Below are 19944 nucleotides of genomic sequence, written 5' to 3' on the forward strand. Positions count from 1 at the left end.
GCTCAGGGATTGGTTGGCTGCCGGAACGCCCGAATCCGGCAACGAACGCGACAACCTCGCGTTGGCCGCGGCGAATCGGGCTTCCCGCGCACGAAAAAAAGCCGCGAATCCGCGGCTTCTTCGTCAAGGCTATGATGGAAAGTGCGGCATGCAGGCGGCGGCCGCGAACAGCCGGGGCGGCGTTCGGCGAGCGGCTCCGAATAAGCAATGCCGCGTGCGGGCAGCCGCTTCGAACAAGCCTGCGGGCAGCGACTGCGAACAACCGGCCTGTCGTTCTTGCCGACTCGACGCCTATCAGGCGATTACAACTTGACCGCCTGTCCCGTCCGGGCGGACAGATTGGAAGCTTCCGTTCAAAGGTACGCGGACACCTGATCGGCGTTCCGCCTCATGTCCGCCGGGCGTTCCCGAAACGCGCAGTACGCGACATGGTCCAGCCCGATATGGATGAGGTAACAGCGCAGCCGCTCCTCGAACCGCTCGGGCGGTCCGCCCCGCCGTTCCCAGTGGCGCTCCAGCATCTCCCGCAGGTCGATCGCCTGCCACTGCGGATACCAGGGCCACCAATACAGAAACCACGCTTGATCGTAGAGCGGGTCGCCGTAGAACGCGTTGCCCCAATCGAACACGCCGCTCAGCTTTCCTTCGTGCACCAGCACGTTGCGGTTCAGGAGATCCATATGGACGATTCCCCTGCATTCCGGCAGATGCGGAACGAGCCGGCGCAGCTTCGCGACGCCGGCGTCGAAGATGCGCGCCTCGCGCGGCGAGGCGTCCAGCTTTTCGCGCCAGCCCGCAAGGCGCTCTCTCGGCCCGGCGATCGACAACAGCTCCTCCGCCCAGCTCGGGCCCGTGCCTGCCGGGCGCCACAGTCCAACGTCCCGCGCAGCCGCGAGATCGCGCTTCTGAAGCTCGCCGAGCGCGCCGAACAATTGCGGAAGAACCCGCCGAAGCTCCGGTTCGTCAAGCTCGTCGAGATGCTTCTCGCCCTGCACGCGCTCCGAGACCGCGAAGAATCCGCTCTCCGTCTCCCCCACCTCGATCACCGCCGGGATCGGCAGCTCCGCCGAGGCATACGCGCCCATGACGCGGTCCTTCTCGAAATCGTCCCGATGCGCCCCGAAACGGATCACCCTGTCCCGGCCATCGAGCAAGAACGAATACGCCCTCGACCAATCGCCCGATCCGAGCGGCGCAAGATTTCGGGCGCGTTCTCCGAAACGGTCCTTCACGAATCGGTTCGCTAGTTCCACATGATCTTCCACCGCGGTTCCTCCTCGCATGCCATGATACCTTGCTTCCCCATATTACCCCAGATTCGCGGGAAAGCGCGTGCCGCGATGACCTTCCTTGCCGTTGTCCCGATAGCCGCGCATTCCCGCAGACCCGGCTGCACCCGCTTGCTATTTTTTCAGCTCCGTCGGGCTCATGCCGAAATATTTTTTGAAAATCTTGCTGAAATGCTCCGGCGATTCGTAGCCGACGCGCTCGGCGATCTCGTAGCGGCGCAGATCGGTGTTCAGGATCAGCCTGCGGCTTTCTTCCATCCGCAGCTTGATGACGTATTCCCACAGATTATGGCCGGTGTCCTTCTTGAACAGGTAACTGAGATAATTCGGACTGACGTGATTTTTCTGCGCGACCTCGTGGAGCGTAAGCCCCTTCTGCGCGTAATGCATGTCGATGTACGCCTTCGCTTTCTCGACGATCAGGTTGTTGCGCGCGGTCATTTCTTCCTCGGTCGGCTCCTGCGCGTACCGGCTCCAGTTGAAATCCCCGTAGTAGAACACGCCGAGCTCCTTGCGTTCCTCGTTCCACCGGATCGCCTTGGCCGCCTGGACGCCGAGCTCGCCGATGAACGCCGCGCCCCGCAAAATCTGGCTGATGCCGACGACGCACGGCAGGCGCAAATATTTCATTATATTCGAATGCAGGCTGCGGCCCAGCATATCGAGCTGATTGATTTTGCTCGTGCCGTTCTCCTCGTAACGCGCATCGCTCCACTGGATGATGATGCTGACGGCATCGTCGTCCGTGTAGAAGGCCACCGGCCCCCACTCCTGATCCAGCAGCTCCATGGCGATATTGAGCGCGGCATATTGCAGCAGGTCGGACGATCCGCTAAGCTGCACGCGGAAGACCGAATAATACGGTCCGGGCAGAAACGTTGCGAAGCGGGCCGCCAGCGCGGAGACCGTGGATTCGGCGGACGCGGAATCGCCAAACAGCTTGTTCAGCAGCGCGGTCCGCTCCGAGATCGGCTGCTCCAGCCGAAACTGCTCGCGGAAGCCGGCCAGCGTCTCGTCCTGCGACGGGACGAGCTTGTTCACGCTCAGCAGCACGTTGCGCACGGAATCGAGAAACTGGTCGCCGTTCAACGGCTTGATGAGATAATCCTTCGCGCCGAGCCGGATCGCGAGTTGCGCGTATTGAAACGTCTCGTGGGCGGAGATGACGATGGCCTGCAGCCACGGCTTGATCAATTTGGCTTGGTGCATGAGCTCGATGCCGCTCATCTCGCCCATCTGGATGTCGGTCACGAGCAGATCGATATCCTCCATGCGCAAATAATCCATCGCCTCGTAACCGTTGTGCGCCGTGAACAGCTGCGAGATCGCCAGCCCCGAGGATCCGAGCAAGTTGCATAAGCCTTTGCAAATCAGCGGTTCGTCGTCGACGACCAGGATGTTGTACATGCTGAAGCCCCCTAAATAAAAATGCTTGATAAACTCGGTGAAACGTACGTGACCTGCGGTCACTTCCTCACCTATTCAAAAAGAGACTTCAACTTCAAGCATTCGACGCACCCGTCTCCGCCTGCAGCTCCTGCTCCTGCATGCGCGGCAGGACGATGATCGCGCTCGTGCCGTGGCCCTCCCGCTTCTCGTAATGAATGCCGTAGCTCTTGCCGAAATGCAGCCGGATCCGCTGGTGCAGATTGCGGATGCCGTAGCCGATCGACGGGTTGCCCTTCTCCTCGTTCAGGAGCCGGTGAATGGCATCGAAATCGACCTTTTTGTAGCCGTTGTCCTCGACGCGGATCATGACCTTGTCGCCGTCCAGGAGGGAAGCGGAGATCATGATCTCGCCGTCCTCGCCCATATGCCGCACGCCGTGGATGATGGCATTCTCGATCAGCGGCTGCAGGGTGATTTTCGGAATCAAGTTGTCGCGCAGCTCTTCCGGCACGTGCCAGCCGACCGCGAACCCGTACTCGTAACGCTTCGACTGCAGGCTGATATAAGCCTTCGCATGCTCCATCTCCTCCTCCAGCGCGATCAGCTCGCGCCCGCGGCTCAGGCTGATCTTCATGAGCTTCGACAGCTCCTTGATCATCTCCGCGGACTCGGAGTTGCCTTCGAGCGAACTCTTCCAATAAATGCTCTCGAGCGTGTTGTAGAGCAGATGCGGGTTAATCTGCTGATAGAGCAGCTGCAGCTGCGATTCCTTTTCCTTGATCTCGCTTTGGTATTTGTAATGGATCAGCACGTTCAGCCGCCTGGCCATGTCGTAGAGCGCGGAGATCAGCTGGCCGACCTCGTCCTTGCGTCCTTTGCCGGGCGTTTCCGGCACGCGCTTGCCCGGTTCGTAGGAACGGACGAAATGCGCCAGCCTCGTAAGCGGATTCATGAGCGACTGCCAAAAGTACAGCATAATGATGATGCCGAGGAGTATATAGACGACGGAAATCAGCTGGATGACGCGTTTCAGTTCGTTCTGCTGCAGCAGCAGGGACTGGACCGGGATTTTATAGACGAGCTTCTGCCCGAGCAGACGGTTATCGTTGATGACATAGATGAATTCCGGCGTGATGAGGTTGATCATGCCGTCCGGGCTCGCCTTCATCGTCGCCGCCTCCGGCGGCAGCTGGAGCACGGAGCCGATCAAGCTCGGCGTGGTCGCGGTGAGGACCCGGTTATGGCCGTCGGTGAAGTAAATCTGGCCGTCCGGGAGCGAGACGCCCCCGAGCGATTCTCCGATCTTCTTATCCATCTTCGTCGCGACCAGGACGCCGATGACGCCGTAATCGCTGATATTCGAGACGGAGCGGATGTACGCCAGCGTCGTCTGGGTGGAGAAGCCGATATTCGTGCGGATCAGCTTCATATAGCCGTCGCCCTTCTTGGATACCGCCTCGTCGAACCATTCCGGCTTGTCGTTGTCCTGAAAGAAGTAAACGCCGGTCTGGGTCATCGGGATTTTGGGCGCGAAGTCGTAATAATTGCCCGGATCGTAGACATAAAGGCTGTAATAGACCGCTTCCCCGCCGTTGACGCCGATGGAATACCCCGCGATAAGCTTGTCGAGCTTGGAGTACTCCTGCACGCGATCGAACACGGAATCCTTGGGATTCGGAATGAGCTGCTGCGTCAGCGGATTCTGGATGATCGTCGTCGTGATCTTGGTGACGGTGTCGATATCCCGATTGAGCAGCGTGACGTTCTGCTTGTTGAGCTCCGCGTACGCATTGGTCACGTGGTTCTTCAGGATCTGCTCCGCCCTCGTGTTGCCGTACCACTGCAGGAGCAGGATCGGGCAGACCATGACGATGAAGAGCAGAATGATTTGTTGTTTGACGTTCATCCGCGTCAGCGGGTTGGTCATCGTGCGCGCCATGTCCCCCGTCTCTCCTTTGCTCGTATGGCTAAGATAGCAGATCGTGCGGTTAAAACGTATGCCTATTCTTACCGAAATGATGCGCGCTTCTATCGAATGCCGGCGCTATACTTTGTCTCAGCAGGTATACCGCAGTACATTACATAACCCTATTTTCAGTACTTTTCATTCCTCGGCGCATGCAGCATAATGAGCGCTAGAGCTTTGGTACCCGGGATCCAATCGATACCAAGCTCGCGTTTAATTTCAAGATACCATATCGGAGGGCCTTATGACGAAACCAATTCCATTGCAAAAACGCGGCATTCCCGCGAGCCAGCTCGTGCTGGGCTGCATGCGCTTCGGCGGCGACTGGAACGCCGCGTCGGCGATTACCGCGGAGCATTATAAAGAAGGGCACGAGGCGCTGGACGCCGCGCTCGAGATCGGCATCAACATGTTCGACCATGCGGACATCTACGCGGCGGGCAAGGCGGAACGCGTCTTCGGCCAGGTACTGAAGGAACGCCCGGCGCTGCGCGAGAACATTATCCTGCAATCCAAATGCGGCATTCGTTTCCCGGACGAATCCGGCCCGCACCGCTTCGATTTCACCGAAGGGCATATCCTGCGCAGCGTCGACGGCATCCTGGAGCGCCTCGGCACGGAGTACCTCGACATCCTGCTGCTCCACCGTCCGGATCCGCTCGTCGATCCCGAAGACGTGGCAAGCGCGATCCGGCAGCTGAAGGCCTCCGGCAAAGTGCGCCATTTCGGCGTATCCAACATGAGCCAAGGACAGATTCGCCTGCTGTCCGCCTACAGCGACGAGCCGTTCATCGTCAATCAGCTGGAGATGAGCCTGCGCAAGCACGGCTTCCTCGACACGGCGATCAGCGTCAACCAGGAGGCGGCTCGCGACAACGTGTTCCCGGAAGGCGCGATGGAATACATGCGCCTCGAAAACATCCAGCTGCAGTCGTGGGGTCCGCTCGCGCAGGGCGTCTACTCCGGCCGTTCGCTGGACGGCCAGAGCGAATCCGTGGCAGCCACGGCGAAGCTTGTCGCCGAGCTCGCCGAGCGGCTGGACACGACGACGGAAGCCGTCGTGCTGGCGTGGCTCATGAAGCACCCGGCCGGCATCCAGCCGGTCATCGGCACGATCAATCCCGAGCGCATCCGCGCCTGCAGGGACGCGGCGGATCTGCGCCTGTCGCGCGAGGATTGGTACCGGCTGTACACGGCAACGCTGGGACGGAATTTGCCGTAAGCACGGCGGTGCCCAGCAACAAAAAACCGGCAGGCCCGGAAGTTCGCTTCCAAGCCTGTCGGTTTTCCTTTTGCCCGGCCGTTAGATTATCCTTCTCCTTGCTCGCTGCCCAATAGGTCGTACAATAGACTGGACACTGGGACGGGCGAATCCGCTGATTGCGACATTTTTATGAAGATGCCCACATCTTTATACGGGATATGGTTTTGCGTGAAGAGATGATCCTCCTTGTCGACGACCATCTGGCCGTATCTCTTATAGATCGGGCTGTTAAACAGCGTTTGGGTCAACATGTCGATCGCCGCTTTGGGATCGCCCCCGTTCTTCTCGACCATCGCGAGGCCTTCCCTGATCGTGTACACGGCCGAAGCGATCATGAAGTTTCCTACGAGCTTCACTTGATTCGCTGCGCCGACAGCCTCGCCGAAGTCGAAAATATTCGATCCTCCCATCGCCTCTACGATCGGTCTGACGCGTTCCTTGGCCATCCGCGGTCCTGCCATGGGAATGGAAAGTTGACGCGCGGCCGCGGCCTGCGGGACTCCGAAGATGGGCGCTTCCACCAAGGTACTGCCATGCTCGGCGTGAAGGGCGGCAAGCTTTATTGAGGTTTCGGGCGATACGGTGCTCATCGAGATATGAACGCCGCCCATGCCAAGCTTCTCTAGAAAACCATCGCTCGTGACGATGCTTTCCACGGCCGCGTCATCCCACAAAATAGTCGCCACGACTCCGCCGGCCGTTACGGCCTCGGCCGGTCGAGACGCCAGCCGTGCGCCCCGAGCCACCAAGGATGCGGCTTTACTCGCCGTTCGGTTGTATACCGCAAGCGAATATCCGGCATGAAGGAGATTGGCCGCCATCGGCGACCCCAAATTGCCAAGCCCGATGAATCCGATCGTGTCATTCATGACATGTATCCCTCCCAGGGAAAAGCTTATTCTCAGAACATGACGTAAACGTCATGTTTGAACCAAAAAAATTTAATGCTGCCCGTTTTCCTTCAACCAATGCTCGAAGCGTTCGATATTGGCCTCTAGCTCCACCCGGAAATGCTGTAAATCAACGATCTTACGGTCGGCTTCCGCTAAATGCCGCCGCAGGATGGCGAGGACCTTCCGTTTCGGCCGTACGCCGCTTTCATCGGTGAAATAGAGTTCAATCACGTCTCTTATTTCTTCCAGGCTCAGTCCGAGCTTCTTTAATTGGTCGATTTTCCGAAGTCGCGCAACCGACTCTTCGGTGTAGTAATGCTGACCGTTGCCTTCGCGCTCGCCCGAAGGCAGCAGTCCGATGCTTTCGTAATAGCGAACCGTACGATGCGTTACCCCGGCTCGTTTGGTTAAATCGCCTATGCGCATGTGGTCTCTCACGGGTCGCCTCCAAAACGTGACGTTAACGTCATGTTCGTAGCTTATCATCTTCGTAGGCCATTGTAAAGGGCATACGAAAAGCACCCCGTCAGCCGTTCGGCTGCTCGAGGTGCTCTTCTTACGCGAAAACGCTCGTATGTCGCTGTCTTATTTGCTCAGCGCTTCGGTCAGCACCGGAACGATTTGCGATTTGCGGCTTACGACGCCTTTGAGCACCGCTCTGTTGGCGTCCAGCTTCACGCTGTACGCTTCTTCGACCGCGCTGGCTTTGGCGCCGAGCGCCAGGGCGACGGAATCGTTGTTCAGGATGTCCGTCACGACGAAGACGAACAGGTCAAGCCCTTTGTCCGCGATGATTTTGTTAAGCGCGTCTTCGACTTCCGCTTGGCGCGAAAGCACGTCGTTCACGTCGACCGCGTTCACTTGCGCGATTTCGACTTTGCTGCCGCCCATCGAGAATTCTTTCGAGTCCAGGGAGATCAGCTGCGCGATCGTTTTCTGGCTCAGGTCCGCGCCGGCTTTGAGCATGTCCAAGCCGTATGTATCCGCGTCCACGCCCGCGATAGCCGCAAGCTCGCGCGCTGCCGCGACGTCTTCCGGCGTGCAGGTCGGCGATTTGAACAGAAGCGAATCGGAGATGATGGCGGAGAGCATCAAGCCCGCGATGCCGCTTTCGATCGCGATGCCGTTTTCTTTGTACAGTTTGTTCAGGATCGTCGCCGTGCAGCCGACAGGCTCGCAGCGGTAGTACAGCGGGTGAGCCGTCTCGAAGTTCGCGATCCGGTGATGGTCGATAACTTCAAGGACGCGCACTTTATCGATGTCGCTCGCGCTTTGTTGGCGCTCGTTATGGTCGACCAGGATGACCGTGCCCGTTTCGTTCGCTACCGTCTCCACCAAACGCGGCGCGGCCGCTTTGAATTGTTCCAGCGCGTATTGCGTTTCGCCGCTTACTTCGCCAAGACGAACCGCTTCAACCTCTTGACCGAGCTTCGTTTTGAGATCCGCATAGGCGATCGCCGAGCAGATGGTGTCCGTATCCGGATTTTTGTGGCCGAAAATCAATGTTTTTGACATTTAAGTTCTCCTTACGAAGTTATTTTGGTACCCTACCGGGTATTATACCGTTAAATGTCTGCAATGCCTATTCCTATACACGGAAATATCGAAAACGATTACTTCGTCCGTTTTCCCTCGAACGCCGTCCCCATTTCGCATCACGGCACCGACGTGCTATAATGCTTGTCAAAACGACCTAAAACGATCCATGCGATCGATTCCAAGCGAGGAGCGTGCCAGATCCATGTTCGAACATCTCGTCATTTTCAAATTCAATGCCGCCATTACCCCGGAGCGCGAGCAGGAGCTGATAGGCAAGCTGCTGGCGTTCAAAGGCCAAATCCCGGGTCTCGTCGAGGTGACCGCGGGGCTGAACGTCACGGAAGAAACGGACAACAAGCACGGTTATTCCCTCGGGCTTCGCGTCACGTTCGAGAGCCGGGAAGCGCTTCGCGCCTACGGCCCGCATCCCCTGCACCAGGATTTCGTGAAAGGGCTGGCCGGCGTGCTCGAAAACGTCGTCGTCGTGGACTATCCGATCCAGTAACCGGATATCGCGTCCGTCATTCGCGAGAATAGCGGCGGCGACGCGCAGCGGTCCGCGGAAGAAATCCCGCTTTACTAAAAATTGACGTTCCCCAGGAACAGCCCGGCGTCCGCGCCGGGCTGTTCCTGTTAGCTTCGTGGCGGTATAATGGACAATAGGGAGCCGGACAATCATATAACGGAGCCGATCCCGCGGCAAAATCAATCTCGCTTACGGGGAAACGATAACCTACTGGAGGAACGACCGATGCTATTTATCGACAACGGCAACAGCCACGATCCGTCCTGGAACCTGGCGCTTGAAGAATACGCGCTGCGCAATTTGGCTGGCGAGCAGGATTTTCTGCTTTTCTATATCAACGAACCGTCCATCATCATCGGCAAAAATCAAAATACCGCCGAGGAAGTGAACGCCGAATTCGTCGAACGAAACGGCATTCGCGTCGTCCGCCGCTTGTCCGGCGGCGGCGCCGTCTACCATGACCTCGGCAACCTGAACTTCAGCTTCATCACCCGGGACGACGGCAAGTCGTTCCATAACTTCCGCAAATTCACCGAGCCGGTCGTCGAAGCGCTGCGCAAGCTGGGCGTCGACGCGGAGCTGACGGGACGCAACGACCTGCAGGTCGGCGAACGCAAAATCTCGGGCAATGCACAGTTCGCGTCCAAAGGCGTCATGTTCAGCCACGGCACGCTGCTGTTTCATTCGGAAGTGGATGCCATCGTATCCGCGCTGAACGTGAATCCGGCGAAATTCGAATCCAAGGCGACGAAGTCCGTGCGCAGCCGCGTCGCCAACATCTCGGAATTTCTGAAGGAGCCGCTGACGATGGAGCAGTTCAAGGCCTTCATCCTGGAATCGGTCTTCGGCAGCGGCGTCGACGTGCCGGAGTACCGGCTGACGGAGGCGGATCAAGCCGGCATCCGGAAGCTCGCGGACGAGCGTTATCGCAATTGGGACTGGAACTACGGCCGTTCGCCGAAGTTCAACGTGCGCCAGGTGAAACGGCTGTCCGCCGGCACGTACGACGTCCGGCTGCTCGTCGAAGGCGGCGTCATCGCCGAAGCGTCCGTATTCGGCGACTTCTTCGGCACCGGCGAAGTATCCGACGTCACGGCCAGATTGGCCGGCGTGAAGTACGATGCCGCCTCCGTCGAAGAGGCGCTGAAGGACGTCGACCTGACCGTCTATTTCGGCCCGGTGGACCGCGGGGAATGGTTGGCGCTGTTGTTCTAGCCACCCGGCGGGCTTGGCCTTCGGGTCATGGCTTCGAAGCGGCGGACGTCATTTTCAAGAAGCATGGGAGAACGAGACGAACGAGGAGTGAAGAGAAGAAGATGAGCCGACCCGAAAATATCACTTCCTTCAAAGCGCTGCAGCTGTGGAGGGCGATTCCCCAGCAGTACAGGGACAAGCTTGTGCGCAACGTCTTCTGCGGCAATTGCGGCGGCGCGGTCGAAATCGTGGATTACAGCATCCGCGAAGAGAAATTCGCGCTGCTGCTGACCGGCAAATGCCGGACCTGCGGCAAGCCCGTTGCCCGCGTCGTCGAGAACGAATAGCAACGCGACTAAGATCGCGCTATAGAAGCGGCCGATTTCCTGCTGATCCTGGCAGGGAGTCGGCCGCTTCATCTCGTTTATGCCGACTTCGTCCGACAAGCGAGCGAAAACCAGAATGAATCCACCGTGTCCTCCGCTGCCGCCCTTCATAAAAAATTAAGTTTGCCAATAACTCAAATTTGAGTATAATGACTAATGGGTAATCAAATTTGAGTATGTCTCAATCGAAAGGGATGACACTATTGGACGCGAATCGCAGCAACGTGAAGCTTGTCATTGCGGGTCTGATGCTCGGCTTGTTCATCGCCGCGCTCGATCAGACGATCGTATCGACCGCAATGGGTACCATAATCAAGCAGCTCGGAGGCCTCGATAAATTCATCTGGGTATACTCCGCGTACATGATCGCGATGGTCGTGGCGACGCCGATCTTCGGCAAACTGTCGGATATGTACGGACGCAAGCGGTTTTTCCTGACCGGTCTTATTTTGTTCATGCTCGGCTCCATCTTATGCGGAACCGCGCAGAACATGGAACAGCTCATCATTTACCGCGCGATTCAAGGAATCGGCGGCGGCGCGCTCATGCCGATCGTCTTCACGATCATCTTCGACCTGTTCCCGGCCGAGAAACGCGGCAAAATGATGGGGCTCTTCGGCGCCGTATTCGGCATCTCCAGCGTGTTCGGCCCGATCCTGGGCGGCTTGATCACGGATAATATCAGCTGGCGCTGGATTTTCTACATTAACGTGCCGATCGGCATCCTGTCCGTGATCTTCATCGCGAAGGCGTATCAGGAGAACAAGAACACCCGCAAACAGTCGATCGATTGGGTCGGCGCCATCATGCTCACCGGCTTCGTGCTCTTCCTGATGTTCGGCCTCGAGCTCGGCGGTTCTGACGGCTGGGCATGGGCCTCCGCCAAAACGATCCTGCTCTTCGTCGCTTCCGCGGCTTTCCTGATCGCGTTCTTCTTCGTCGAACGCGCCGTGAAGGATCCGATCATCAAGCTCGACCTGTTCAAAAACAAAGTCGTCACGAGCAGCATGGCCATCAGCCTGCTGTACGGCGCCGTCATGATCGCGGCCGCGTCGTATATCCCGCTCTTCATCCAAGGCGTGTTCCACAAGACGGCCACCCAGACGAGCACCGTCATGATTCCGATGATGCTCGGCGTCGTCGCCAGCAGCCAGGTCGGCGGCCGCGTCGTGAACAAGTTCCGCTACCGCGACGTCATGCTCGTATCCGCGGTCATGCTGATCGTCGGCACGGCGCTGCTCGGCTTCGTCATGGACGACAGCACCAGCCGCCTGGTCATCTCGCTCTTCATGGTCATCGTCGGCCTCGGCATCGGCGTATCGTTCTCCTTGCTGAACATCTCCACGCTGAACGCCGTGCCGCCGCAGTACAAAGGCACGTCGTCGTCGCTCATCACGTTCTTCCGGACGATCGGCTCCGCGCTCGGCATCGCGGTGTTCGGGGCGATCCAGAAGTCCGCGTTCCAATCGAACATCGCCGATACGCCTAACCTGAATCCCGAGCTCGCCGCGCAGATCAAAGGCGGTCAAGCGCTGCTGGATCCCGAGGTGCAGCAGCAAATGGGACTCCCGGCCGATATCGTCAACAACCTGCTGAAGGAATTCGCGCATTCCGTCATCGCGATCTTCGAATGGTCGGTCATCCTCCCGGTCGTCGCGATCGTCTTCGCGCTGCTGCTGGGCCGCGCCCGTCTCGAAGTGAATAAATCCGGTCCGCAGGGCACGCCGGGCGCCGCCGGCAAACCGGGTCCGCAAGCCGGCGGCGAAGCCGCCAAACCGGCGCCGTCTTACCACGGAGGCTAAACCCGCATGTCGATGAGGCTGATGATACTGGGGCTGCTGATGGAGCGCGAACGGCATCCCTACGAAATCCGGCAAACGATCAAGCTCCGCAATTGGAACGAAAGCTTCAAGCTGCGGGACGGGTCGCTGTATTACGCGGTCGACCAGCTGCGGCAGGACGGATTGATCGAGGCGGCGGAAGTCGTCTCGGTTCCCGGCGAGAACCGTCCGGACAAGACGATCTACCGCATCACGGAGAGCGGCCGCGAGGCGTTCCTGTCCCTGCTGCAGGAGCAGTTCAAGCTGACCTCCTATCCGCAGCATCCGTTGTTTCTGGCGATGCCCTTCGTCCGGCACGGCGACCAGGCCATGATCGAGAAGCTCGTCCTGAAGCAGCTCGAAGCCTGCGAGGCGCGGCTCGCCCGGATGGAGGCGATCCTGGAGCTGAAGGGCGCGATCATTCCCCGCGGCTCCTCGCTCATGATCGAGGGCTTCATCCAATTCGGACGGACGGAGAAAGAATGGCTGCTCCGGCTGCTCGAAGAAGCGCGCTCCGGCAAGCTGTTCGAATCGCATCAAATGACCGAAGAGCAAATTCAAGCCTACGTGACGGGCTTGAAGGAATTCGAGAAAAAATACCCGCCGAGCGCCGCGGACCCGACGTGAACGGCAAGCCGCCCGATTCGAAAGAGAAACTTCTTTCGAATCGGGCGTTTTTTTATTTTCGGCCTCGAATTCATGCTGAAACCTTATTCCAGTATCTGACGTTCCTGTATAATAGAGCTACGGACGGGGCTGTCGCCGCGTCAAGACGAATCGCTATTCTCGGAGGAGCGTGCGTTTTTCGATGTTGTTCAACACCTATGTCTTCATCTTCGCCTTCTGGCCGATTACGGCCGCCGGTTATTTCCTGCTGAACCGGTTCCGCTATACCTTCGCGGCCAAATGCTGGCTGACGCTCTCCTCGCTCTTCTTCTACGGCTGGTGGAATGTCGGATACCTGCCGCTCATTCTCGGCTCCATCGCCTTCAACTACGCGTTCGGCCGGCTTCTGCAGGCCAAGAGCGAGACGGCGGCCCGTTACCGGAAAACGTTCCTGATCGCAGCCATCGGCGGTAATCTGCTGCTGCTCGCTTACTACAAATACGCCGACTTCTTTCTGGGCAATCTGTCGTCCTGGACGGGACACGCCTTCCCGGTGCTTCACCTTCTGCTGCCGCTCGGCATCAGCTTCTTCACGTTCACGCAAATCGCCTATCTCGTGGATGCCTACAAGGGCAAAGCGAGCGAATATAATATCGTCAGCTACATGCTGTTCGTCACCTTCTATCCGCATCTCATCGCCGGGCCGATCCTGCACCACAGCGAGATGATGCCGCAGTTCGACCGGCTCCGCAACAAAGTCTGGCAGTGGGGCAACGTCTCCAAGGGCGTGTACATCTTCTGCATCGGCTTGTTCAAGAAAGTCGTCATCGCCGATACGTTCGCCACGGCCGCGAACGACGGATTCGCGAGCGCGACGCATTTCTTCGCGTCCTGGACGGCTTCCCTCTCGTACACCTTCCAGCTCTATTACGATTTCAGCGGCTACACGGACATGGCGATCGGCGCCGCGCTGATCTTCAACATCAAGCTGCCGCAAAACTTCAATTCGCCGTACAAGGCGCTGAGCATCCAGGACTTCTGGCGGCGCTGGCATATGACGCTGAGCCGCTTCCTCCGCGACTATATCTATATCCCTCTCGGCGGCAACCGGCGCGGCGAAGCGGTCATGCTCCGCAATCTCGTCATTACGTTCCTGCTCGGCGGATTATGGCACGGCGCCGGCTGGACCTTCCTGTTCTGGGGACTGCTCCATGGCGTCGGACAAGTCGTCCACCGCTTCTGGGGCAAGCTGGGACGCCCGCTCCCGCGCTGGCTGGCCTGGTTCGTCACGTTCATGTTCATCAACGTCACGTGGGTGTTCTTCCGCGCCGACAGCTGGGGGCAAGCCGCCCGCATCTTGAAGGGCATGGCGGGCTTGCAAGGCGTATCGCTCGTCGACCTGAAGACGCTCGCCCCGACGATCCTGCTGCTCGCGCTGTTCCTTCCGATCGTGCTGGCCTTCTCCAACTCGTCGCAGCTGAACGACGCGTTCCGGCCGACTTGGCGCTCGGCGGTCGCCGTGGCCGCGCTGTTCGTGTTCTCGCTGCTCTATTTCAACCGCATCAGCGAATTCCTGTATTTCAATTTCTAGAAAGGACGATGACCTGCCGTGCAGACTCCCGCTCCCTTGCAGCCTAAACGACCGATCCCGACGCGCGCGCACGCCGCCCTCCCTTCCGCCCGCTCCAGAATAACCGCGAAAGCGGCCAAGCGGATGCTGGCCCTGACCGTCCTGCTGGCCGCGGCGTTCGCCTTGCTGGCCGCGCTCGTCACTTATCTCGTCGATCCTTTGCAATTTTACCATCGCCCGTTCGGATACAAGCCGGTGTTCTCGTCGGAGCAGCGCTACCAGAACCCGGGACTCGCGCTCCATTACGATTACGACACGATCATAATCGGCACGTCCATGACGGAGAATTTCCTGCCCTCCGAGGTGGACAACGCCCTGGGCGGCCGCAGCATGAAGCTGTCGATCCGCGGATCGACGGCGGACGAGCAGTACAAGATCGCCAAGCTGGCGATCGACACCGGCAAAGTCAAGCAGGTGATCTGGGGACTCGATTATTTCGCGCTGAAGACGGGCGACCAGGAAGCCGCCGGTCCGTTCCCGGATTACCTGTACGACGATAACCGCTGGAACGATTACCGCTACTTGCTCAATTACGACGTCTACGGCCAATTCTTCAAGGGGATCGCCAAGGTATTGACCGGCGGTTCGGGTTCGCAAAGCTTGGAGAAGCTCTACAATTGGAACGACAGCGTGCGGTTCGGCAAACAGGCCGTATTGAAGGATTACGAGAAGGCACAGCAGACGGAGGCTTACTTCGGATTGAACGAAGAGCCCCTCGACGTAATCAAGCGCAATTTCAACGACCGCGTCCTCTCGCTCGCGAAGGCCCATCCGGACGTGCGGTTTATTTTCTACTATCCGCCGTACAGCGTGCTGCGCGAGGTCGTCTGGCAACGGACGAACGCCGAACGTTACCGGAACCAGCTGGAGATGGACGTATGGATGTTCGAGCAGTTCAACGCGCTGCCGAACGCGCAGGTCTACGATTTCCAAACCGCGGGCGAGTGGACGTACGACCTCGATTCGTACAAGGATATGTCCCATCACGATCAGGACGTGAACACGGGCATCATCCATGCCATCGGCAAGCGGGATCCGCGTTATCGGATGACGCCGGCGAATGCCCGGGCGCTGTCGGACGAACTGGCCGAGCAGGTCCGGACGTTCGCGCTGACGGAAGCGGGCGATCCCAAGAGCGTTCGCGTGTTGACTAGCCTGAACGGGCAGGAGCCGCAAGAAACGTCCTTCAGCGGCCTGGTCATCCCGGGAGAAGGCGAGCTGCTCGTCCCCGTGAAGGAAGCCGCCGCCTCGCTTGGCGCCGCGTACGCCTGGGATCAGGCGACGAAGACGCTCGTGCTGTCGCGGGCTTCGTCCCGGGTGACGCTGACGTTGAACGACACGACCGCCGCCGTCAAGAGTGGCGATGCGGTGAAGCTGGCGTATCCCCCGAAGCTCGTCGACGGCCAGACGTTCATCCCGCTCCTGAAGCTGGCCCCGCTGCTCGGCTTCGATATCACGGCGGAACAGCCCAACGCCTGGAGTTATCGGTACACGCTCGCCGGGAAGCCGACCGCGCATTAAAACGGGCCTTTTCGGCGGATGGCATGAGACTTCCTACTTGCTTCTTGTCCGATCGCAGATCGTAGACGCAATGCGCATGGCAGTCCGCGCGGATACGTCGCAATTGTTATTTGCCCCGCGCGAATGATACGACGCAGACCGAAAAAGACCTTGAGAACGAGCGTTCTCAAGGTCTTTTTTTTCGATTGCTTAAGGCTTAGCCTCGTCGCTGCCCGTATCCGGCGTTTTCGGATGGGGCGTGCCGTCGAGTCCGACGTATTCGTCGTACGCGTCGAAGATCTTCCGCGCGATCGGAGCGGCGCCGTACGCGCCGAAGCCGCCGTCCGGCACGACCACCGCGACCGCGAGGACGGGGTCCTCCGCCGGCGCGAGCGCGATGAACACGGAGTTCTCGACCTTCTTCCGGTCGCCGACATCCTGCTCGGACGTTCCCGTTTTCCGCAGGAAGTCGTACTTGAAGTCGTCGAAGCCCTGGACGGAAACCTTGCTCATGCCGTCGTCGATCTCATCCCAGAACTCCTTCGGGAAGGAGACGGTGTTCAGCACCTTCGGCGTGTAGCCCTGCACGAGCTTGCCCTCCTGGTCGACGACCTTGTCGACGAACTGCGGCTGCATCCGCTTGCCGCGGTTGCCGAGCATCGCGGCGTACTGCGCCAGCTGCAGCGTCGTGTATTTGGCCTGTTGGCCGAACGATGCCCGGATAAGCGCCGATTGCGGGCTCGCGTTCTCGGCCTCGTGGTAATAGTCGATAACGCCGGTGTTTTCGCCCGGCAGCCCGCTGCCCGTCAAGACGCCCAAGCCGAACTGCTTCATGTAGCTGTCCCAGACGTCGACGCCCTTGATGCTGCCGTTGTATTTCTTGTACAGCTCGTTGCCGATCTCTTGAGCCATGAACGTATTGGACGAATGCGCGATCGCCGCCGCCGGATCGATCGTGCCGTAGGCATGGCCCTGCGAATCGTGGATCGCGACCTGATGGCCCGCTTTACCGAAGTAATAGACGCCTCTATCTTGGTAGAGCGTATGCGTCGTGATCAAATTCTCGTTCAAGCCAAGCAATACCGATAACGGCTTCTGCGTCGATCCGAGCGGCACCATCGAAGAAGGATGGCGGTTGCGCTCTTTGTCGTCGTCATACGGCGGATAGGATTGCCGGATCGTGCCGTTCGTTTGGAAATACTGGATCGCCTTCAAGTCATCCGTGCTGATCGTTCCGCCCGACCAGACGTTGGGATCGTAATCGGGCATGCTCGCCATCGCGACGACCTTGCCCGTCTTCACTTCCATCGCGACCGCGTAACCCGTCGTCGCGTCCGCGCCGTCCACCCACGAGCCGGAGGTCGCGTGCTTCATGAAGTCCAGATGATCCATGATCGCCTGCTGCGTCAGCATCTGCACCCGTTTGTCGATCGTCAGGTAGAGATTGTCGCCCTTCACGGGCACGGTGACGGTAGGCGGTCCGATGATCGTGTTCTGCGCGTTGACGGGATAGAGCTTGACGCCGTTCTGGCCGCGAAGCAAATCCTGGTACATGTACTCCAGTCCGTCGACGCCGACGTCCTCGTCGTCCAGATACTGCTTCTTGGCGTCTTCTTCTTCCGTGCTCTTCTTATACTTCGTCATGGTTTCTTTCACGCCGCGGTATTTCTTGAGATAGCCGACCAGCTGCACCGCGACGTCGTCCTTGTCGTAGTTCCGGACGCTCTCCTCGACGATGTCGATGCCGGGATACTGCTCGCGATTTTCGGCGAAATAGGCGATCTCGTCCTGCGACAGGCCGATCTTGATCCGCCGCGGCACCGAATACGTATTTTGAATATGGTCCATGTCCATCCGCTTCTTGATTTCCTCGAGCGTGATCGCCTGCTCCGGCTTGCCGAGCCGCTTGAAGATATCCAGCAGCTGCTGCGCCAGCTTATCCGCATCCGCCTTCTTGAAGCCCGGCTGGATGGTGAAGTAGAGCGATTGCGTCGACGTCGAGTACGCCAGCGGCGCGCCCTTGGAATCCAGGATGTTGCCGCGGATAGGCGGGATTTTCACGGGTCTGGTGCTGTTCTTGTCGAACTCGTCCTGCAGCGTCGGTCCGTCGACGAACTGCAAAATCGCGAGCCGGACGATCAGGATGCTGAACAAGAGAAAGGTGATGCCGAAAAACATATTCAATCGCAGCGTAAACGAGTTGCGGTTACGGGCGGCCTGGACTTTGGGGTCTTCATGCTGCTTCATGCCTGCACTCCTCTGAAAACATAGTCCGTTCTTATTCGAGATCGAACGCGCGATTCCTGCCGACCGAAGCCAATAGCCACAATATGGCCATAACTTGCACGCGGACCTAACTTCATTCCTTACCCGCTCAGGCGCCTTTTGTAACGGCTTCGGACAAAAAATTCCGATCGCAGGCGATGTTCCCCAGAAAGCAAAAAGCGTCCCTTTGCGGCAGCCGGACCAAAGTCCGAAACTGCGGCATAGGAACGCCGGTTAAACCGTGACGACGAATGAAGAATGACGGCTGAAGGATGAGTGAAAAATAAGAATCGTATACCTAACGGAAGATGATTTACGGCGCTCAGGCCGCCGTCCGCAGCGCGGCTGCTTTCTTGGCGATGCGCAGCGCCATCAGCGCGGCCAGCAGGCAGATGAAGCCGGCGGTCACGAACGTCGTCGAATACGTGCCGGTCATCTGCCGGACGAGGCCCGCCCCGTAAGCCGCCGTCGAGGCGCCGATTTGGTGGAAGACGACGACCCAGCCGAAGACCATGCTTGCCCGGTCTTTGCCGAATTCCTGCGTGGCCAGCTTCACCGTCGGCGGCACCGTGGCGATCCAGTCCAGCCCGTAGAAGACCGAGAACACGACCAGCATCGACGGGGTCGTATCCAGGGCGAACGGCAGGAAGATCAGCGATAGTCCGCGGAGGCCGTAATACCAGAACAACAGCTTCCGGGAATCGAAGCGGTCCGTGAACCAGCCCGACAGCGTCGTGCCGACGAGATCAAAGATTCCCATAAAGGCGAGCAGGCCGGCGGCCATGACTTCCTCGATGCCGTGATCGCCGCACGCGGCGATCAGATGCGTGCCGATCAAGCCGTTCGTCGAGAAGCCGCAGAAGAAGAACGTCACGGCCAGCAGCCAGAACGTCTTGTTCTTCATGGCGTCGCGCAGCGTCAGCAGCGGCGTCAAGAAGATGCTGCCGCGGAACGGTTCCGGCTTCGTCGCGTCGCTCGCGCCGTAAGCGGCCGCGCCGACATCGGAAGGGTGATTGCGCATAAAGATAGCGACGACAACCAACAATACGAGCACGACGGCCACGGCCGTGTACACCGCGTATTTCCAGCCATGGTTGACGGTGATATGGGCCAGCAGCGGGAGGAACAGCAGCTGCCCCGTGGCCGCGCTGGCGGTCAGCATGCCCACGACCAACCCTTTGCGATGCACGAACCAACGATTCGCGACAGTCACGCCAAGGACGTTGGCCATCATGCCGGTAGCCAATCCGGATACGAGCCCCCATAGCAGCTCGTATTGCCATAATGCCGTCATAAGCGGCGTTAGGGAGAGGCTCGCGGCCAAGACCGCGAGGGAGACGACCATCATCCGGCGGATGCCGAACTTCGCGAGCAGCGCCGCCGAGAACGGGCCGACCAGGCCGTAGAGCAAGATACCGACGGAGATCACGCCGGAGATGCCGCTGCGCTCCCAGCCGAAATCCTTCTCGAACGGCTGCATGAAAATGCTGGGCATCGACCGGATGCCGGCGGAGACGAGCAAGGCCGCGAACGTGACGAGCACGACGACCCAGCCGTAATGGATTTTAGACGTTTGAGCAGGTGGTTGCATGTTAAGGATGCCTCGCTTTCAATTTTGTATGTACAACAAATATAATAGCAATGAATCTGACTTGTCAATCCATTTTAGGAACGGCT

16 protein-coding genes are annotated in these 19944 nt (G+C 59.0%); 8 read left to right on the forward strand and 8 right to left on the reverse strand.

Annotation, left to right across the window (positions count from 1 at the left end):
- Nucleotides 1–353: 353 nt before the first annotated feature.
- From GT019_RS07995 to GT019_RS08005, 3 genes are all read right to left on the reverse strand, one after another.
- Nucleotides 354–1265, reverse strand: coding sequence for a phosphotransferase family protein (locus GT019_RS07995; RefSeq protein WP_161742593.1), 912 nt, complete (start codon nt 1263–1265; stop codon nt 354–356).
- A gap of 138 nt (nt 1266–1403) precedes the next feature.
- Complete coding sequence (locus tag GT019_RS08000) at nt 1404–2696, reverse strand: response regulator (RefSeq protein ID WP_161742594.1); 1293 nt, start codon at nt 2694–2696, stop codon at nt 1404–1406.
- A 94-nt stretch (nt 2697–2790) separates the two neighbouring features.
- Nucleotides 2791–4617, reverse strand: coding sequence for a sensor histidine kinase (locus tag GT019_RS08005; RefSeq protein ID WP_161742595.1), 1827 nt, complete (start codon nt 4615–4617; stop codon nt 2791–2793).
- A 271-nt stretch (nt 4618–4888) separates the two neighbouring features.
- Between GT019_RS08005 and GT019_RS08010 the strand changes: the two genes are divergently transcribed.
- The gene (locus GT019_RS08010) at nt 4889–5866 is read left to right on the forward strand and encodes an aldo/keto reductase (RefSeq protein ID WP_161742596.1); all 978 of its coding nucleotides are present in this window, start codon (nt 4889–4891) and stop codon (nt 5864–5866) included.
- Nucleotides 5867–5952: 86 nt separating this feature from the next.
- Here the strand turns inward: GT019_RS08010 and GT019_RS08015 are convergent, their stop codons facing one another.
- From GT019_RS08015 to GT019_RS08025, 3 genes are all read right to left on the reverse strand, one after another.
- A complete protein-coding gene (locus GT019_RS08015; protein WP_161742597.1) occupies nt 5953–6777 on the reverse strand; it encodes an NAD(P)-dependent oxidoreductase in 825 nt (274 codons plus the stop codon).
- Nucleotides 6778–6849: 72 nt separating this feature from the next.
- Nucleotides 6850–7239, reverse strand: a complete 390-nt coding sequence (locus GT019_RS08020; RefSeq protein ID WP_328803928.1) for a MerR family transcriptional regulator — start codon at nt 7237–7239, stop codon at nt 6850–6852.
- A gap of 147 nt (nt 7240–7386) precedes the next feature.
- Complete coding sequence (locus GT019_RS08025) at nt 7387–8316, reverse strand: manganese-dependent inorganic pyrophosphatase (RefSeq protein WP_161742598.1); 930 nt, start codon at nt 8314–8316, stop codon at nt 7387–7389.
- A gap of 226 nt (nt 8317–8542) precedes the next feature.
- Between GT019_RS08025 and GT019_RS08030 the strand changes: the two genes are divergently transcribed.
- The 7 genes from GT019_RS08030 to GT019_RS08060 all read left to right on the forward strand — a co-directional run bounded on the left by GT019_RS08030 (nt 8543) and on the right by GT019_RS08060 (nt 16023).
- Complete coding sequence (locus tag GT019_RS08030) at nt 8543–8845, forward strand: Dabb family protein (RefSeq protein WP_161742599.1); 303 nt, start codon at nt 8543–8545, stop codon at nt 8843–8845.
- Between the two features lie 246 nt (nt 8846–9091).
- Nucleotides 9092–10081, forward strand: coding sequence for a lipoate--protein ligase (locus GT019_RS08035; protein WP_161742600.1), 990 nt, complete (start codon nt 9092–9094; stop codon nt 10079–10081).
- Nucleotides 10082–10182: 101 nt separating this feature from the next.
- The gene (locus GT019_RS08040; RefSeq protein ID WP_161742601.1) at nt 10183–10407 is read left to right on the forward strand and encodes a hypothetical protein; all 225 of its coding nucleotides are present in this window, start codon (nt 10183–10185) and stop codon (nt 10405–10407) included.
- A 233-nt stretch (nt 10408–10640) separates the two neighbouring features.
- Nucleotides 10641–12248, forward strand: a complete 1608-nt coding sequence (locus tag GT019_RS08045; RefSeq protein WP_407945068.1) for an MDR family MFS transporter — start codon at nt 10641–10643, stop codon at nt 12246–12248.
- A gap of 6 nt (nt 12249–12254) precedes the next feature.
- On the forward strand, nt 12255–12893 hold the full coding sequence (locus GT019_RS08050; RefSeq protein ID WP_161742603.1) for a PadR family transcriptional regulator: 639 nt from the start codon (nt 12255–12257) through the stop codon (nt 12891–12893).
- Between the two features lie 181 nt (nt 12894–13074).
- Nucleotides 13075–14463: an MBOAT family O-acyltransferase gene (locus tag GT019_RS08055; protein ID WP_161742604.1), complete on the forward strand. Its 1389-nt coding sequence runs from the start codon at nt 13075–13077 to the stop codon at nt 14461–14463.
- Nucleotides 14464–14499: 36 nt separating this feature from the next.
- Nucleotides 14500–16023: a copper amine oxidase N-terminal domain-containing protein gene (locus GT019_RS08060; protein ID WP_161742605.1), complete on the forward strand. Its 1524-nt coding sequence runs from the start codon at nt 14500–14502 to the stop codon at nt 16021–16023.
- Between the two features lie 189 nt (nt 16024–16212).
- On the opposite strand, the gene GT019_RS08065 is transcribed toward GT019_RS08060, so the two are convergent.
- Both GT019_RS08065 and GT019_RS08070 read right to left on the reverse strand, forming a co-directional pair.
- The gene (locus tag GT019_RS08065; RefSeq protein WP_161742606.1) at nt 16213–18249 is read right to left on the reverse strand and encodes a peptidoglycan D,D-transpeptidase FtsI family protein; all 2037 of its coding nucleotides are present in this window, start codon (nt 18247–18249) and stop codon (nt 16213–16215) included.
- A 340-nt stretch (nt 18250–18589) separates the two neighbouring features.
- Nucleotides 18590–19858 (reverse strand): MFS transporter, encoded by a 1269-nt coding sequence (locus GT019_RS08070; protein WP_161742607.1) that lies wholly within the window; start codon nt 19856–19858, stop codon nt 18590–18592.
- Nucleotides 19859–19944: the final 86 nt, after the last annotated feature.

The organism is Paenibacillus glycinis, assembly GCF_009909185.1.
Classification (GTDB): domain Bacteria; phylum Bacillota; class Bacilli; order Paenibacillales; family Paenibacillaceae; genus Paenibacillus_Z; species Paenibacillus_Z glycinis.

Coding starts and splice junctions, on each gene's coding strand:
- GT019_RS08000 (WP_161742594.1), bottom strand. CDS start 2,696: ATGTACAACATCCTGGTCGTCGACGACGAACCGCTGATTTGCAAAGGC.
- GT019_RS08005 (WP_161742595.1), bottom strand. CDS start 4,617: ATGGCGCGCACGATGACCAACCCGCTGACGCGGATGAACGTCAAACAA.
- GT019_RS08010 (WP_161742596.1), top strand. CDS start 4,889: ATGACGAAACCAATTCCATTGCAAAAACGCGGCATTCCCGCGAGCCAG.
- GT019_RS08015 (WP_161742597.1), bottom strand. CDS start 6,777: ATGAATGACACGATCGGATTCATCGGGCTTGGCAATTTGGGGTCGCCG.
- GT019_RS08025 (WP_161742598.1), bottom strand. CDS start 8,316: ATGTCAAAAACATTGATTTTCGGCCACAAAAATCCGGATACGGACACC.
- GT019_RS08030 (WP_161742599.1), top strand. CDS start 8,543: ATGTTCGAACATCTCGTCATTTTCAAATTCAATGCCGCCATTACCCCG.
- GT019_RS08035 (WP_161742600.1), top strand. CDS start 9,092: ATGCTATTTATCGACAACGGCAACAGCCACGATCCGTCCTGGAACCTG.
- GT019_RS08040 (WP_161742601.1), top strand. CDS start 10,183: ATGAGCCGACCCGAAAATATCACTTCCTTCAAAGCGCTGCAGCTGTGG.
- GT019_RS08045 (WP_407945068.1), top strand. CDS start 10,641: ATGACACTATTGGACGCGAATCGCAGCAACGTGAAGCTTGTCATTGCG.
- GT019_RS08050 (WP_161742603.1), top strand. CDS start 12,255: ATGTCGATGAGGCTGATGATACTGGGGCTGCTGATGGAGCGCGAACGG.
- GT019_RS08055 (WP_161742604.1), top strand. CDS start 13,075: ATGTTGTTCAACACCTATGTCTTCATCTTCGCCTTCTGGCCGATTACG.
- GT019_RS08065 (WP_161742606.1), bottom strand. CDS start 18,249: ATGAAGCAGCATGAAGACCCCAAAGTCCAGGCCGCCCGTAACCGCAAC.
- GT019_RS08070 (WP_161742607.1), bottom strand. CDS start 19,858: ATGCAACCACCTGCTCAAACGTCTAAAATCCATTACGGCTGGGTCGTC.